The 14397-nt window shown below is 64.9% G+C and carries 16 protein-coding genes; 3 read left to right on the forward strand and 13 right to left on the reverse strand.

Annotated elements, in window-relative coordinates:
- Positions 1-42: 42 nt before the first annotated feature.
- The 6 genes from LWC34_RS17265 to LWC34_RS17290 all read right to left on the reverse strand — a co-directional run bounded on the left by LWC34_RS17265 (position 43) and on the right by LWC34_RS17290 (position 5755).
- Entirely contained in the window at positions 43-633 is a 591-nt protein-coding gene (locus LWC34_RS17265) for a potassium-transporting ATPase subunit C (protein WP_233726061.1), read from the reverse strand.
- Between the two features lie 3 nt (positions 634-636).
- Entirely contained in the window at positions 637-2715 is a 2079-nt protein-coding gene (gene kdpB, locus LWC34_RS17270; RefSeq protein WP_233726062.1) for a potassium-transporting ATPase subunit KdpB, read from the reverse strand.
- A complete protein-coding gene (gene kdpA / locus LWC34_RS17275) occupies positions 2712-4370 on the reverse strand; it encodes a potassium-transporting ATPase subunit KdpA (RefSeq protein WP_233726063.1) in 1659 nt (552 codons plus the stop codon). The genes kdpB and kdpA overlap by 4 nt, the downstream gene beginning before the upstream one ends.
- The gene (gene kdpF, locus LWC34_RS17280; RefSeq protein ID WP_233726064.1) at positions 4370-4471 is read right to left on the reverse strand and encodes a K(+)-transporting ATPase subunit F; all 102 of its coding nucleotides are present in this window, start codon (positions 4469-4471) and stop codon (positions 4370-4372) included. Before kdpF ends, kdpA begins: the two co-directional genes overlap by 1 nt.
- Positions 4468-4641: a hypothetical protein gene (locus tag LWC34_RS17285; protein WP_233726065.1), complete on the reverse strand. Its 174-nt coding sequence runs from the start codon at positions 4639-4641 to the stop codon at positions 4468-4470. Before LWC34_RS17285 ends, kdpF begins: the two co-directional genes overlap by 4 nt.
- A 316-nt stretch (positions 4642-4957) precedes the next feature.
- Positions 4958-5755: an SDR family NAD(P)-dependent oxidoreductase gene (locus LWC34_RS17290; protein WP_233726066.1), complete on the reverse strand. Its 798-nt coding sequence runs from the start codon at positions 5753-5755 to the stop codon at positions 4958-4960.
- Positions 5756-6084: 329 nt separating this feature from the next.
- Here LWC34_RS17290 and LWC34_RS17295 point away from each other — a divergent pair, with 329 nt between their 5' ends.
- Positions 6085-7647, forward strand: a complete 1563-nt coding sequence (locus LWC34_RS17295) for a Na+/H+ antiporter (protein WP_233726067.1) — start codon at positions 6085-6087, stop codon at positions 7645-7647.
- Here the strand turns inward: LWC34_RS17295 and LWC34_RS17300 are convergent.
- Positions 7631-8296, reverse strand: coding sequence for a TetR/AcrR family transcriptional regulator (locus LWC34_RS17300; RefSeq protein WP_233726068.1), 666 nt, complete (start codon positions 8294-8296; stop codon positions 7631-7633). The genes LWC34_RS17295 and LWC34_RS17300 overlap by 17 nt on opposite strands.
- A 107-nt stretch (positions 8297-8403) precedes the next feature.
- Here LWC34_RS17300 and LWC34_RS17305 point away from each other — a divergent pair, with 107 nt between their 5' ends.
- Both LWC34_RS17305 and LWC34_RS17310 read left to right on the forward strand, forming a co-directional pair.
- Positions 8404-8922, forward strand: coding sequence for a hypothetical protein (locus LWC34_RS17305; protein WP_233726069.1), 519 nt, complete (start codon positions 8404-8406; stop codon positions 8920-8922).
- Positions 8923-9057: 135 nt separating this feature from the next.
- Positions 9058-10188, forward strand: a complete 1131-nt coding sequence (locus LWC34_RS17310; protein WP_233726070.1) for a serine hydrolase domain-containing protein — start codon at positions 9058-9060, stop codon at positions 10186-10188.
- On the opposite strand, the gene LWC34_RS17315 is transcribed toward LWC34_RS17310, so the two are convergent.
- The 6 genes from LWC34_RS17315 to LWC34_RS17340 all read right to left on the reverse strand — a co-directional run bounded on the left by LWC34_RS17315 (position 10125) and on the right by LWC34_RS17340 (position 14230).
- Positions 10125-10514, reverse strand: coding sequence for a tRNA-dependent cyclodipeptide synthase (locus LWC34_RS17315; RefSeq protein ID WP_233726071.1), 390 nt, complete (start codon positions 10512-10514; stop codon positions 10125-10127). The genes LWC34_RS17310 and LWC34_RS17315 overlap by 64 nt on opposite strands.
- Positions 10515-10595: 81 nt before the next feature.
- Positions 10596-10985: a heavy metal-responsive transcriptional regulator gene (locus tag LWC34_RS17320; protein ID WP_233726072.1), complete on the reverse strand. Its 390-nt coding sequence runs from the start codon at positions 10983-10985 to the stop codon at positions 10596-10598.
- 11 nt (positions 10986-10996) lie between these two features.
- Complete coding sequence (locus tag LWC34_RS17325; protein ID WP_233726073.1) at positions 10997-11221, reverse strand: heavy-metal-associated domain-containing protein; 225 nt, start codon at positions 11219-11221, stop codon at positions 10997-10999.
- A 14-nt stretch (positions 11222-11235) separates the two neighbouring features.
- Positions 11236-12252: an urease accessory protein UreH domain-containing protein gene (locus tag LWC34_RS17330; protein WP_233726074.1), complete on the reverse strand. Its 1017-nt coding sequence runs from the start codon at positions 12250-12252 to the stop codon at positions 11236-11238.
- A gap of 82 nt (positions 12253-12334) precedes the next feature.
- Positions 12335-12724: a DUF6153 family protein gene (locus LWC34_RS17335; RefSeq protein WP_233726075.1), complete on the reverse strand. Its 390-nt coding sequence runs from the start codon at positions 12722-12724 to the stop codon at positions 12335-12337.
- Between the two features lie 48 nt (positions 12725-12772).
- Positions 12773-14230 carry a CehA/McbA family metallohydrolase domain-containing protein gene (locus LWC34_RS17340; protein ID WP_233726076.1) on the reverse strand — a complete coding sequence of 486 codons (1458 nt, stop codon included), beginning with the start codon at positions 14228-14230 and terminating at the stop codon, positions 12773-12775.
- Between the last annotated feature and the right edge of the window lie 167 nt (positions 14231-14397).

Below are 14397 nucleotides of genomic sequence, written 5' to 3' on the forward strand. Positions count from 1 at the left end.
CAACCCGCGGTCTGTCCTGCTCCGATTGTGTCGACACGGTTCTCAGCGCTTCGCGCCCTGCACAGCCAGGTTGAGCTTGAGCACGTTCACGCTCGGCTCAGCGATGCCCTGCGTGGTGTTGCCGTCGATCAACGCACGGATCTGATCGAGCGGCACGCCCGTCACCCTGGCCACCCGTGGCGCCTGCAGCTGCGCGTACGCCGGGCTGATCTGCGGGTCCAAACCAGACCCCGAGGCGGTCACCGCGTCGGCCGGAACCATCGACGGCTCAACACCTTCACGCTTAGCGATGGCGTCCTGCCGCTGTTTGACGATCGCGATGTAGTCCTCGTTGGCCGCGCCCTTGTTCGAGCCGAGCGAACTGCTCGGATCAGCCGGGCCCAGTGGATCCTTGGCCAGCGCGGATGGCCGTGTGTGGAAATAGGGGTCGTTGTTCGGGTCCTGTGCGACGGGGTCGATGCCGATCAGGTCCGAGCCGACGGCTTGGCCGTTGACCTGCACGATCGAGCCCTCGGCATTGGCTTCCAGGCCGGGGATACGGGACACGACCCACACTCCGAGTGGGTAAAGGATGCCGAGCAGCACGGTCATGACCAGAAGGATCCGCGTCCCGGCCCATACTTGTTTGATCATTGCTCACATTCCCGGGATGAGTCGGACCAGCAGGTCGATCAGCCAGATGCCGATGAACGGCGTGACGATCCCGCCGAGGCCGTAGACCAGCAGGTTTCGCCGGAGCAGCGACCGCGCGCTGGACGGCCGGTACCGCACGCCGCGCAGGGCGAGCGGGATCAAGGCCACGATGATCAGCGCGTTGAAGATCACCGCGGACAGGATCGCCGAGTTCGGTGAGTGCAGCCGCATGATGTTCAGCTCGCCGAGTTGTGGGTAGATCCCGGCGAACATGGCAGGCAGGATCGCGAAGTATTTCGCCAGGTCGTTGGCGATGGAGAACGTGGTCAGCGCGCCCCGGGTGATCAGCAGCTGCTTGCCGATCTCGACGATCTCGATCAGCTTGGTGGGGTTGGAGTCCAGGTCGACCATGTTGCCGGCCTCTTTGGCGGCCATGGTGCCGGTGTTCATCGCCACGCCGACGTCGGCCTGTGCCAGGGCCGGGGCGTCGTTGGTGCCGTCGCCGGTCATCGCGACCAGCCGGCCGCCCTCCTGTTCCTTGCGGATCAGGGCCATCTTGTCTTCCGGCTTGGCCTCGGCGAGGTAGTCGTCCACCCCGGCCTCGTCGGCGATCGCCTTGGCGGTCAACGGGTTGTCGCCGGTGATCATGACCGTCTTGATGCCCATGGTGCGCAGCTCGTCGAACCGTTCCCGCATTCCGGGTTTGACCACGTCCGACAGCCGGATCACGCCACGGACCGTGTTGCCATCGGCTACCACCAGCGGCGTACCGCCCTCGGCGCTGATCTTGTCCACAATGGTGTGGACCTCGTCCGGGACCACGCCACCTTGCTCGCTGACCCAGGCCTGCACCGCACTGGCCGCGCCCTTGCGCACGATCCGGCCGTGCAGGTCGATCCCGGACATCCGGGTCTGCGCGGTGAACGGAACGAACTCCCCCGCCTTCTCCGCGCCAGTGGACTCCACCGCCAGCCCGTACTCCCGAGCGCAGAGATCCACGATGCTGCGGCCTTCCGGCGTCCCGTCCGCGAGGCTGGACAGCCGGGCCACGACGGCCACATCTTCCACTGTGGAGGTTCCGACCGGGATCAGCTCGGTCGCCTGGCGGTTTCCGTACGTGATCGTGCCGGTCTTGTCCAGCAACAGCGTGCTGACGTCACCCGCGGCCTCAACCGCCCGACCCGAGGTCGCCAGCACGTTGCGCTGCACCAACCGGTCCATGCCCGCGATGCCGATCGCCGAGAGCAGCGCGCCGATCGTGGTCGGGATCAGGCACACCAGCAAGGCAGTGAGGACGATGACCGATTGCAGGCTGCCCGCGAACCCGGCCATCGGCTGCAGGGCCACGACCGCGAGCAGGAAGATGATCGTGAGCGTCGACAGCAGGATGGTCAGCGCGATCTCGTTCGGCGTCTTCTGCCGTTCGGCGCCTTCGACGAGGGCGATCATTCGGTCCACAAAGGACTCGCCTGGCTTTGTGGAGATCTTCACGACGATCCGGTCGGACAGTACAGTGGTGCCACCCGTGACGGCGGAACGGTCACCACCCGATTCCCGGATGACCGGCGCGGACTCACCCGTGATCGCGGATTCGTCCACGGTCGCGATGCCCTCGATGACGTCGCCGTCACCCGGGATGACCTCTCCGGCCTCGACGACAACCAGGTCGCCGATCGTCAACTCGACGCCAGGCACACGCTCTTCAGTGCCGTCCTTCAGCAACCTGCGCGCGACAGTTTCCTTTTTCGTCCGTCGCAGGGTTTCGGCCTGCGCCTTGCCCCGGCCTTCAGCAACGGCCTCGGCCAGGTTCGCGAACAGCACCGTGAACCACAGCCAGATCGCGGTCCCGATCGTGAACACGTTCGGATCACCGATCGCGAACACCGTGGACAGCAAGGAACCCACCCACACCACGAACATGACCGGATTACGGGCCTGGTGCCGCGGGTCGAGCTTGCGCAACGCGTCCGGGAAGGACGTGACCAGCTGGCGTGGGTTGAAAATGCCCGCGCCGATCCGGCCCGCGTTCTCCACGTGATGCCGGGTCTCCTCCTTCGGGGTGCGCGTCATGGTCGTGCTCATATCAATGCCTCTGCGATCGGGCCCAACGCAAGGGCCGGAATGAACGTCAACGCCGCGACCAGGATCACCGTGCCGCCCAGCATGGTCGCGAACAGCGGGCTGGTGGTGGGCAACGTGCCCGCGGTCTCCGGCACCTTGCGTTGCGCCGCAAGCGAACCAGCCAAGCACAGGACCGCGATGATCGGCACGAACCGGCCGATCAGCATGCAGACACCCAATGTCGACTGGAACCAGTCGTTGGTCACCGTGATACCCGCGAACGCACTGCCGTTGTTGTTACTCGCCGACGTGTACGCGTACAGCACCTCAGAGAAACCATGCGCCCCAGAGTTGTTCAACGCACCCGGCGTGCTCGGCATCAGCAGCGCCGCGCCCGTCCCGAGCAACAGCACGGTCGGCATCGCCAGCATCGCCACAGCAGCGCACGTGACCTCACGCTTGCCCAGCTTCTTTCCCAAGTACTCCGGCGTCCGGCCGACCATCAGGCCTGCCAGGAACATCGCGATGATCGCCAGCACGAGAATGCTGTACAGACCCGTGCCCACACCGCCAGGCGACAGTTCACCGAACATCATGTTGAGCAACGTCCCGCCGCCACCGAGGCCGCTGAAGCTGTCGTGCATCGCATTGACCGCGCCCGTCGATGTCGACGTGGTGGCGTTGGCGAACAGTGCCGACGCGGCGATACCGAATCGGGTTTCCTTGCCTTCCATGGCGCCACCGGCCAGCAGGGCAAGCGGACCGCCCGCGTTCGCCTCGGCTGCCCAGATCACCGCGAGCATCCCGGCCCAGATCACGCCCATCACCGACAGCAGTACGGTGCCCTGCTTCTTGTTGCCGACCAGGACACCGAAGGTCCGCGTGAGACAGACCGGAATCACCAGCAGCAGGAAGATCTCGATCAGGTTCGTCCACGAGTTCGGGTTCTCGAACGGGTGCGCGGAGTTGGTGTTGAAGATGCCGCCGCCGTTGGTACCGAGTTCCTTGATCACTTCTTGCGAGGCCGCCGGTGCCAGCGCGATCGTGCTCGACGAACCGTCCAGATTGGTCACAGCGACCCCGGACTTCAGACTCTGCACGACACCGAGGGCAATGAGCACGATCGCGAAGACGAACGAGATCGGCAGCAAGATCCGGATCGTGCCACGGGTCATGTCTACCCAGAAGTTGCCAAGCCGATCGGTCTTCGCGCGCACGAACCCCCGGATCAGCGCGATCGCCACGGCGAGGCCGACCGCGGCCGACAGGAAGTTCTGCACGGTCAGGCCCACCATCTGCACCGTGTGTCCCATCACCGACTCGGGGATGTAGGACTGCCAGTTCGTGTTGGTCACGAAACTGACCGCGGTGTTGAATGCCATCCCGGCCTCGATCGTCCGGCCGAAGTTCAGCGGCAACAGGTGCTGCAGGCGTTGCAACAGGAACAGCAGCACGATCGACACGAACGAGAACGCCAGCACGCCTGAGGCGTACGTCTTCCAGTGCTGCTCCGAACGCGGCTCCACCCGCACGATCCGGTAGATCGCGCGTTCCACCCGCAAATCCTTCTCGCTGGTGAAGACCCTGGCCATGTAGTCGCCCAATGGCTTGTACACCAAAGCAAGGGCGATAATCAGAAGGCCGACCTGGCTCATTCCGGCCCACAACGATGACATCAGAACTTCTCCGGTCGGATCAGCGCGACGAACAGGTACACGAGTAAGGCAAGGGCCAGCACACCACCGATGATGTTGGCCAGATCAGAGGTCCCGCTCACCGCTTCTCCAAACCCCGCAACGCCAGCGCCAGCACGGCGAAGATGCCGATCAGCAGCACCGCATAGGCCAAGTCGGCCATGTGCGTTCCCTTTCCACGCAGTTGCCATTCACCCGGATGGTGACCCGGCGTTGTAGAGCGTGCATTCCGGACAAGCCCAGTGGGTGTCACCTGATGGGGTTTTGACGCCGCCTTGACCTGCGTTTACGCGATCTTGATGCGCTCGAATCCCGTCAACGCGGCGTTAACAACCGACTGCGCTACGTCAAGGTCCCGTGCGGCCCGCTGCGCGGGCGGTCTAGGCCACGGATGCTGAGACTCCCTCTCCCGCAGGAAAAGGACGTCCATGACCGACCTCACGTACACGGTGATGCTCATCGGGGTGTTCGTCGTGCTCGCGTTGGGCATCAGGTGGCTCAACCGGGGAACTGGAACGGGCGGCGACCGGTGATGAATGCTTCACCAACCGCCGCCCGGGACCGGGGGTTCAGCCCAGATTGGTCAGTCGTTCACTCAACCGCCACAGCCGGGCCACCGCCCGGTCGTCCGTGATCATCGGCGCGGGCAGCATGCCCTCATAGAAAGCGCCATTGAGGACGCCGAAGCCCGGCGCACACAGTCGGACCACCGCCTCCACCGCGTCGTGGCTCGGCCCCGCATCCGATCCATACAGCCGCAGCACCTCCCGGTCGGTCGTGCCGGGATCCACACTCACAGCGGTGAATCCTCTGTCCGCGAGCGCCTTCGTGAACATCGTGAGGGCGAGCATCGCCTGCGCGTACGCGGCCAGCGGCGTGTACCGGCGAGTGCGGTTGATATCCGTCCATTGCAGGCTTCCCCCTCGGTGCAGCGATGACGAGACGTTGACCACGCGCGGATACCCCGCTTTGGCCATGGCGCCTTCGAGTAGCCGCGTCAGCAGGTACTCGGCGAGATAGTCGAGCTGGAACGTGCGCTCGTTGCCGTCTTCGGTGAGCAGCCTGCGCTCGGCGGCGGCGACTCCGGACGTGTTGACGAGCAGGTCCAGCGTCGGGTGTCGTTCGGTCACCTGTCGTGCCATCCGTGCTACCGAGCCGAGGCTCGCGAAGTCGGCGGCGACCATGTCAAGGCGACCGGGTTCGGCGCCCGCCACGGTCAAGCGTTCCACTGTGTACTCGCCGGCTTCCGGGGTCCGCGCGTGCACGATGACCGTCCAGCCGTCCATGGCCAGCCGCCGGGCGGTCTGGTGACCGATCCCGTCCTCGGCGTCGGTGACCAAGGCCGTACGAGATGTGTTGTCGAGCATGATCCATCCATCAAGGTGAACCGGACGCGGGCGCGCGCCATCGCATCCGGAATTCGAAGGGTGTGAGGTCAGCGGGACGTCAGCTGATCAGGTGGCTGGTCATCGTGCCGCAGGCCCGTGGGCTCAGTCGCGGCACGGCACAGAATCCCCATGTTCAACATCAAACCGAGCCGGGTCAGCCGCTGGCAAGCATCCTTACGCGACCTTTCCGCGAGCGTCCTAACAAGACAGATGGCGGTCTTGACGGGATATTGACGTAAGGTATGCCCCGGCGCGCCGGGAAGTCTGGTCGGCACAAGGGCAGCAACACCTGCAGAAGGGCACCCGTCGTGCGCAGCATCGAGACCGTCCTGGCCCTCGTGGCACTCGCGACCGTCGTCGCCACCTTCGCCCGAAGACTCAGCGTCCCAGCGCCGTCGCTGCTGGTCGTCGCCGGAGTGATCGCAGGACTGTTACCCGGCGTGCCCACCATCGAGGTCTCCCCCGAACTGGTCAGCCTGGTCGTCCTACCGCCCTTGCTGTTCGCCGCGGGCGAGGAACTACCGCTGCGCGACCTGCGCGCCGTATGGAAGCCCGTCACCGCGCTGGCCATCGGACTCGTGCTGGTGTCCGCTGTCGCCGTCGGCGCGGTCGCGATCGCCCTGACACCGATGCCCATCGGGATGGCGTTCGTCCTCGGCGCCGTGCTCGCCAGCACCGACCCCGTCGCCGTCACCGCCCTGGCGCGGCGACTGTCGTTGCCGCCACGCGTACAAGCCCTGGTGCAGGCGGAAAGTCTGTTCAACGATGCCACGAGCCTGCTGCTGTTCCGGGTCGCACTGTCATTGGTCCTTGCGGGCGGCGCGGCTTCATGGGGCCACACCCTCACCGAGTTCGCGGTGCTCGCGGGCGGCGGCGTACTCGTTGGCGCGTTGACCGCGCTGGGCGCGTACTTGATCCGGCGGCGGACCGAGGATCCCGTTCTGGAAACGGTCGTCTCGCTCATCACGCCGTACGGCGGATACGTTCTTGCCGAGTCTGTTCATGCTTCCGGTGTCACGGCGGTTGTGGTCGCCAGCGTCATCCTGGGCACCCAAGCCACCCGGATGACCACCGCGCCCATCCGTATCCAGCTCACTGCGGTATTCGACACCGTCGTGTTCATCCTGGAAAGCGTCGTCTTCGGCCTGATCGGCCTGCAACTGCCCGCACTGGTCCGGCAACTCACCGGCAGCCACGCCCAATGGCCACTCTACGCCCTCGCGATCGCGGCGACCCTCATTGTCGTCCGTCTACTGTGGGTGTTCCCGTTGTCCGCGATCGCTCAACGCCACAGCGGTGCCACACGACCGTCCTGGCGCGTACCCGCAGTCGTGTCATGGGCAGGCGCACGAGGCGTCGTGCCCCTGGCCGCCGCGTTGTCGATCCCGCACGTGCTGTCCGACGGTTCACCGCTCCCCCATCGGGACCTGGTTCTGCTGCTGACCACCGCGGTCATCGTGATCACCCTTGTGGTGCAAGGCTTCACGCTCGCTCCGCTCGTGAAGAAAGCCGGAATCGCGTTGCGCGCAGGCGACATCCGCCAGGAACAGACGGCGGCAAGGTTGCAGCTCGCCCAACGCGGGCTGGCGCACGTCGAACAACTCGCCGAGACCGAATCGGCGCCCGACTTCGCCGTCGACCACCTGCGCCGCAGCTGGCAGGCCCGGATCGAACGCATCCAAGCGGACTCCGACGACCTCGCCGACGAATCGGCAGGCAACGCCTACCTCCAGCTCAGGCACGAAATCCTGACCGTCGAGAGCGCCGAACTCAACCGGCTCTACGAATCCGGCGACATCTCCGACACCACTCGCCGCCGCATCCAACGCACCCTGGACCTCGAACAAGCCGGTCTCACCGACGACGACTGAGCCCGTTCTCGAAACCGTCGAGCAGAGCCGTCAATCCGATGTCGAAGGTCTGGTCAGGTGCCGCGTTGTACTCAGCAGCGGCAACCTTGTCCAGACGAGCGCGCAGCCTTGGGAACTTCATCGCGATATCGGTGGCCTTCGCCATCGCCTCGCGCAGCGTGTCCTCGATATCGCCGCCGAAACGTCTGGCCAAGGAGACCGACGCGGCTGGTCCTACCGCGTTTCCCAGAACGAACATGAACACCGAGGCCGCCGCCTGGTCGGCCTCGTCATCGCTGAACCCCGCCATCTCGTACACAGCAAGGGTGTGATCGTCGAAGCGCGCCTTGCCCGGCCCGTAGATCATGTGGCTGGCCATGGCCTGCACCAGCCACGGGTGCCTGACCATCATCGCGTGCAGACCAGTCGCCATCGCGGTGGCCGCCGTACGCCAGTCGAGATCGTCGAGGTCGGGCAGTTCGATCTCGTCCCAGACCACGTCTCCCGCCAGCTGGACGAGGTTGTCCTTGCTCGTGACGTGCCAGTACACCGCCGTGGCCGCCGAGCCTAGCCTGGCGCCGAGGCTGCGCATGTTCAGCCCATCCAGCCCTTCGGCGTCCAGCAGTTCGACAGCGGCCCGGACGATCTCGTCTTTGGTCAGGCGTGGCATGACCCCAGTCTACTTGCACTAAGTTCAAGGAGTTCTTGCACTTAGTTCAACTACATGGTTACGCTCGACTTGCACTTAGTTCAAGAACCCCACCAGGAGCCACTCCCATGACCAGCCTCGCCGGCGTCCTACAACTCCTGCTGGCCGCGACCTTCGTGATCGTCCCGGTCATCGCCTACCGCCACGGCACGCAAGCCCAGCAAGCCGCCGAAGCAGACGTCGCACGCCAGGGTTTTCCCATCGAAGTCCTGACCCGGCACCGCATCCGGTTCGCCGAGTCCGCCATGGAAACCCTGTTCCCCTTTGGGATAGCCCTGTTTCTCGCGGTCCTCGCGTTACTCAACCTGACAGGAACCGAGACAGGCCGAGTCCTGTCCTTGGTCGCCCAACCGATCATGTTCATCGGCGGCGGCTTCATCACGGCAGGCCAGATGTTCCCCGTCCGCTTCATCGGCGCCGCGCTCAAGAAATCCAGTGATGCCACAGCAAGAACGCTCGATGTGCAGTCCTTCGTCGACGCCGCGACAGCAGCGTTCCCGTCGTGGCTTCGTCCGATCATCGTGACCCGGTTCGCCCTGGTCACCGTCGGCTCGCTACTCGTCATCGCCCTGCTCGCGCTGCGCTGACACGCTCAGGAATCCTCATGTCAGCGCGGTGACCGCTGCGTGTCATGACTGGCCACGATCGTTGCCGCCATGACCACTTCATCGATGACAGCCTCACGCAACGCCCATAACAACAACGTCCGGATAACAAGGCTCATGGGAGTCACGGCAGCCGCTGCACTACTGGCCGGGGCCGCGTTACCCGCAGTGGCCACTGCCGGGCAGGATCGTCCGGACCTACAGGCGACCGTCCAGGCCATCGTCGACTCCGGATTCGCCGGGGCACAGTTGCGGGTGCACGACCACAAAGGCGACTGGGTCGGCAGCGCCGGGGTGCGCAAGCTGGGCGAGGCCGCGAAGCCCCCGACGAACCGGCGGTTCCGGATCGGCAGCAACACCAAGACGTTCGTCGCGACCGTCGTTCTGCAACTCGTCGCAGAGCGCCGCGTAGGCTTGGACACACCAGCAGCCGACTACCTGCCCGAATTCGACTTGGACCGGCGGATCACGGTACGAATGCTGTTGCAGCACACCACCGGACTGTTCGACTACACCGGAGCGATGCTCCCGGACGGCACGATCGTGCCGGGAATCCCGTTGGTGGGCCAGAAGTTCGTGGACAACCGCTTCCACACCTACCGGCCCGCGGACCTGGCGCGATTCAGCTTGTCCAAGCCAGCGCTGTTCGCACCGGGAACAGACTGGAGCTATGCCAACATCAACTACCTGCTGGCCGGACTGCTGATCGAGAACGTCACCGGCCGCCCCTACGGCGACGAGCTGCAGCGACGGATCCTGCGGCCACTCGGGCTACGGGACACCGTGGTGCCAGGCACCTCGCCAGACATCCCCGGCCCGCACGCCCACGGCTACTACCGCTACCAGGAAGCCGGGCAATGGAAAACGGTCGACATCACTCGCCAGAACCCATCGTGGGCGGGCAGCGCCGGTGAGATGATCTCGACCACCAAGGACCTCCACACGTTCTTCACCGCGCTCAACAGCGGCAAACTCCTACCGGCCGCATTGCTGGCCGAGATGCGTAAGCCGCACTCCAAGGGCGGTTATGGCCTCGGGGTGTGGGTGCAGGACGCAGGGCCGGACTGCGGCACCGTCTACAAAGGCCTAGGCGGCTTCCACGGCTACGGCACGATCACGGGTAGCACACCCGACGGCACCAGGACCTACCAGCTGTCCCTGAACTACGGGGACTCCGCAGCCGATCAAGCGCAGGCGTACAACAACGCCGACCAGATGCTCGTCAACAAGGTGATCTGCGGCAGGTAGATATTGTCGACAGCCGGGTGGTCGGACACTCCTAGGTCGGCCAGTGCCCGCCGGATCTTGTTGCGCACGTACTGGCCTTGGCGTCGTGCCTTGTGTGCGGCGCGTTCTGGCGGATAGCCCAAGGCCTCCAATGTGTACGCGGCCGGTGCGTCGGGCACAAAGAAATGCACAGCGTCGAATTCGCTCAACCCCCACTTGGCGAGTTCGGTCACGCGTTCGGTGGTGAAGTAGCTGTTGAACGGGCTAACACCGAAACACGCGTGCGCTCGACGGGTCAGGATCTGCTTGCAGCGCACCGATAGCGGCCGCGTGGGGAAAGTAGACAAAGAGGATCACCCTTGGCGACTCTGGGACAACAGTCAGTACCGCCAAGGGTGGACCTTCCAGTGCGGTGGAAGGTCAAGTCCTCATTCGTCGGTTTCCAAGATCCAGCAGACCGCCGTGGTGTCGTGCTCGTCCGGTTTCCGGTCGAGCAACGACACCACGCGCGTTTCCAACGCGACCAGCTCTGCGATCTGAGCCCGGATGCGGTCGAGTCGCTCGCCGAGCAGGTCCCGCACATGGCCACACGGCGCCTCGCCGCGATCGTGTACAGCGAGGATCTGCCGTACTTCGCGCAACGGAAGTCCAGCCTCCTGGGCACAGCGGACGAACCTCAATCGGTCGACGGATTCCGGACCGTAGTCTCGGTATCCGCCGGCCGTGCGCTCAGGCTCGGGCAGCACACCTACCTGTTCGTAGAAGCGGATCGTCTTGGTCGTAGCACCGCTCAACGCGGCCAGTTCCCCGATCTTCACCAGATGCTCCGTCAGTCGTCACAGCGAACTGCGCGATACCCGAGCTCTTCGATCACGGCGATCACATCCTGCGAACCGGAAAGGTCCGCGTCCAGCTCGACCGTGCACCGACCCTGCTTCACTGTGGTCTGCGTGGTACCTACGCCAGGCAAATCCTCCAGCGCGTCGTCGATCAGCAACGCACAACTGCCGCAATGCATCCCGTCCACCCGGAACACAAGTATTGTCGTGGCCACAATGGACTCCTCAGTCAGATGACGGTGATGACGCCGGTGTACATGCCCATCCCGCAGGCATAGTCCAGGCGGCCAGGCTGAAGCACACCCAGGTCGATCCGAGTCTCGCCACGCACCGGCAGGATCTTCTGCTCGTCGCGGATGATGAACGACCGGACGCACCCTTGGGCGTTGTCCGACTTCACCACGAGCGTGGTCGGCACACCAGCCCGGACCTGAACGTTGTCCGGGCTGTAAGCGCCGGTAGTGGCCGTGATCACCACGGTTTGCTGACCATCCATAGTGGACGAAGCGGTGGTGACGGCCGGTTCGTCCGCGAAACCGACAGCGTGCGCGATCCGACTGGCGGCCAGCGGCGAACCAGACAATTCGAGGCCGCCATTAAGCGTGTACAACCCCATTGCGAGCACCACGAGCCCGGTCGCCACCGCAAGCCGCCCACGCCATGCGGTGGCAGCCTTATGCGCGGCATACCCGAGCACGGCGAACAACGGCCCCGTGCCCAGCACGAACACCGCCATCGTGGCAGCACCAGCCAACGCTGATCCAGACGACAAGGCCAGCGCCTCCACCGACAGCGTCACGCCACAAGGGATCAGCACAGTCACAAAGCCGAGCAGCGCTGGGGCAAGCGCCGCGCGCGAACGGGCGCGGCCGCGTACCACCTTCATCCACGACTGCGGCGCCTCGATCACGATCTTGCGGAAGCCCGGCACGCCTAACTGCGCCAGGCCGAACACGACGATCAACAGACCAGCGCCGATCTGCAGCCACGTGCGCGCGCCAACCGAGAGTTCCGCCGCGCTACCGACAGCACCGAGCAACGCGCCAAGCACGGTGTGGGACACGAGCTTGCCAGCCAGAAACCCGCCGACCGGGGTGAGGTCGTCGGCCAGCCGGGCACGGACCGATCCTTGGGGCTGGGCGGCGCGTTGCCGCGTGATCAATCCAGTGAGCAGGCCACCTTGGACGGCGGCACAAGACACGCCACCGGCGAACAGACCGGTGACGAGAACAGCGACAAGATCCACGAAAAGCCTCCTGCGAAACAAGGAAAAGAGCCACAACGGCACGACCGATCCTCAGATCGGCCATGGAAAGGGCAGACTTCTCCTATGTGCGCAGCAAGCAGAGTTGCGCGAGGCTCGGCCCCCGCGGCAGCGTCATCCCGGCGCGCGCTGCCCGAACAGCCCGAATCAGCCGGTCAAGATTGACGAGCCCCACAAGCCGTAGACCGACCATCGCGGTGACGATCACCACGATGAACGCAAGGCACGTCATGAGCATCCCGCCAAGGCCGTCCGAGTCGGCCGGGCCTGGGTCGTGGTCATTGGCGGGCGTCGCGGAATGCTCGTGCACCATCCCCGCACCACCGTCGGAATGCATGCCTGTCATGTCGTCGCTGCACTGCAGACCATGCATCAAAACCACACCGACGAGCACGGCAATGACCGCCACGAGCCGCGCGAGGCTGCCTCGCGCGGCTCGTTCACGGCGGATCATGCCGGTCAGACTACGACCTCACCCCGTCAGCTCCGCGTTCGGCCATGCTCAGACCCGGCGGACGAAGACCGGGTTGGAGTAGAACCACAGGTCCGTCCAGGGGTTCTCCTTGTCGTCCGGCAACGGCTCGAGCTCATCGGTGTTCGTACCACGAACACGCGCATACAGATCCTGCTCGACATTGCGCAGGGTGTGCCGAATGGCGTACTCCGAGCCCTGCCTGCGCCAATCCCTTGGCCCGAAACGGGCAACGACCTTCGTGGTCGGGTTGGTGTCGGAATCCAGGTTGGCATTCACGCCGGTCACGTCGCCCACGATCAGGTCCACCCGCCGGACCTCAGGCCGGTCACCGTTGCCGTTCGTGCCCTGCGACGGCCGGAACCGGATCTCGATCTCGACGTCGGCGCCATCACGCTTGCGCAAAAACAGCGTCTCCCCCACAGCCGCGGAACGGTCCCGGCTCTTGGCACTCAGATCGAGGCTGGTGATCAGATCACCAGTGGTGACGAAGATCCGGCCGTTACGCAACGCATCCATGATGTCGCCATAGTCCTGCCGCGCCAACACATAGGTCTTGCTGTACTCACCCGGCCAGAAGTCCGAACCACCACGCGTCCAGTGCACATGCGAGTCCGAGGTCGCCGTGATCCACCAACGACGCCCTTCACCCAGCAGCGAGTCCCACAAACCGCCCACCCGCGCGGTCATCTGGTCGAAACCGCCGTGCGTCGGATAGCTGCCATAGCCGCCGCGCGAGCCGCCGTTGAGCGGCCCCGCCTGATGGCCAGGCGCGCCTTCAAACCCGACATACACGTCAGGCGCGACGTTATTGCCGTTACGGAATTCCCGTGGCGTGTCCTGGCCATAGACACCGAGGCCGGTCGCCGAACGGGCCGCGTGGTGCGCGATGACCAAAGGCTTCTGCCGCATGTCCTTGGCGGCCTTGAGGAACTCGATCATCTTCGCCTCGGTGTCCCGGCCGGGATCGGCCGGGAAGGCGTCGTGCTTGGCGAACCGGCTTTCCAGCTCGAACAACATCTTCGCCTCGTCATCGTGCCGCGGAATCATCAGCGTGTGGTGATCCAGCTTGGGCGCGTCGAACTCCATGCCCCAGAACTGCAACACCTCGGGCACCAACTGCCGTGACCGCACCAAGTCCGGGTACGCAAGCACCAGGTTGACCTTCGAGTGGGTCGGTCCACCGTGGTCGGTGCACATCGCCCACGTCAGGCCGAAGTGCTTGGCCATGATCGCGTTCGTGACGATCGGATACACCGCGTCCGCGCCCTTGTGGAACCGTGGCGGATTCACCGATGTGTCGAACTCTCCGCTGTACTCCGAATGCACATGGTGATCACCAGCCCGCCACGCGCGGTGCCGCGAGTCGCCGCGTCTCTGCGCTTCGTCATCTTCCGCCCAGGCAGTGCCACCTCCCGCCGCGACGAAAGTGGCGCCCACTCCGGCGTACTTCACGAGTTGACGTCGTGAGACCCGGGGACCGTTCATGCCAGAACCTCTTCTCGCTACCGCCGTGCCGACACACGGCCGGGCGAGTATCCGTGGAGATCCTGAATTCGCGATGAACGCTAGGATTCGGCTCAGGGGTGGTCGCCTGTGGACATCACGCATGTATCGCGGGCATCAACCGCAGCTGATTCTATGGAAGATAGAAA

Origin of the sequence: Kibdelosporangium philippinense (assembly GCF_021390435.2) — a bacterium.
In the GTDB taxonomy this organism is placed as follows: Bacteria; Actinomycetota; Actinomycetes; order Mycobacteriales; family Pseudonocardiaceae; genus Kibdelosporangium; species Kibdelosporangium philippinense.

Coding starts and splice junctions, on each gene's coding strand:
- LWC34_RS17305 (WP_233726069.1), top strand. CDS start 8,404: ATGACCAGCCTCGCCGGCGTCCTACAACTCCTGCTGGCCGCGACCTTC.
- LWC34_RS17310 (WP_233726070.1), top strand. CDS start 9,058: ATGGGAGTCACGGCAGCCGCTGCACTACTGGCCGGGGCCGCGTTACCC.
- LWC34_RS17290 (WP_233726066.1), bottom strand. CDS start 5,755: ATGCTCGACAACACATCTCGTACGGCCTTGGTCACCGACGCCGAGGAC.
- LWC34_RS17340 (WP_233726076.1), bottom strand. CDS start 14,230: ATGAACGGTCCCCGGGTCTCACGACGTCAACTCGTGAAGTACGCCGGA.
- kdpA (WP_233726063.1), bottom strand. CDS start 4,370: ATGTCATCGTTGTGGGCCGGAATGAGCCAGGTCGGCCTTCTGATTATC.
- LWC34_RS17265 (WP_233726061.1), bottom strand. CDS start 633: ATGATCAAACAAGTATGGGCCGGGACGCGGATCCTTCTGGTCATGACC.
- kdpB (WP_233726062.1), bottom strand. CDS start 2,715: ATGAGCACGACCATGACGCGCACCCCGAAGGAGGAGACCCGGCATCAC.
- LWC34_RS17300 (WP_233726068.1), bottom strand. CDS start 8,296: ATGCCACGCCTGACCAAAGACGAGATCGTCCGGGCCGCTGTCGAACTG.
- LWC34_RS17335 (WP_233726075.1), bottom strand. CDS start 12,724: ATGATCCGCCGTGAACGAGCCGCGCGAGGCAGCCTCGCGCGGCTCGTG.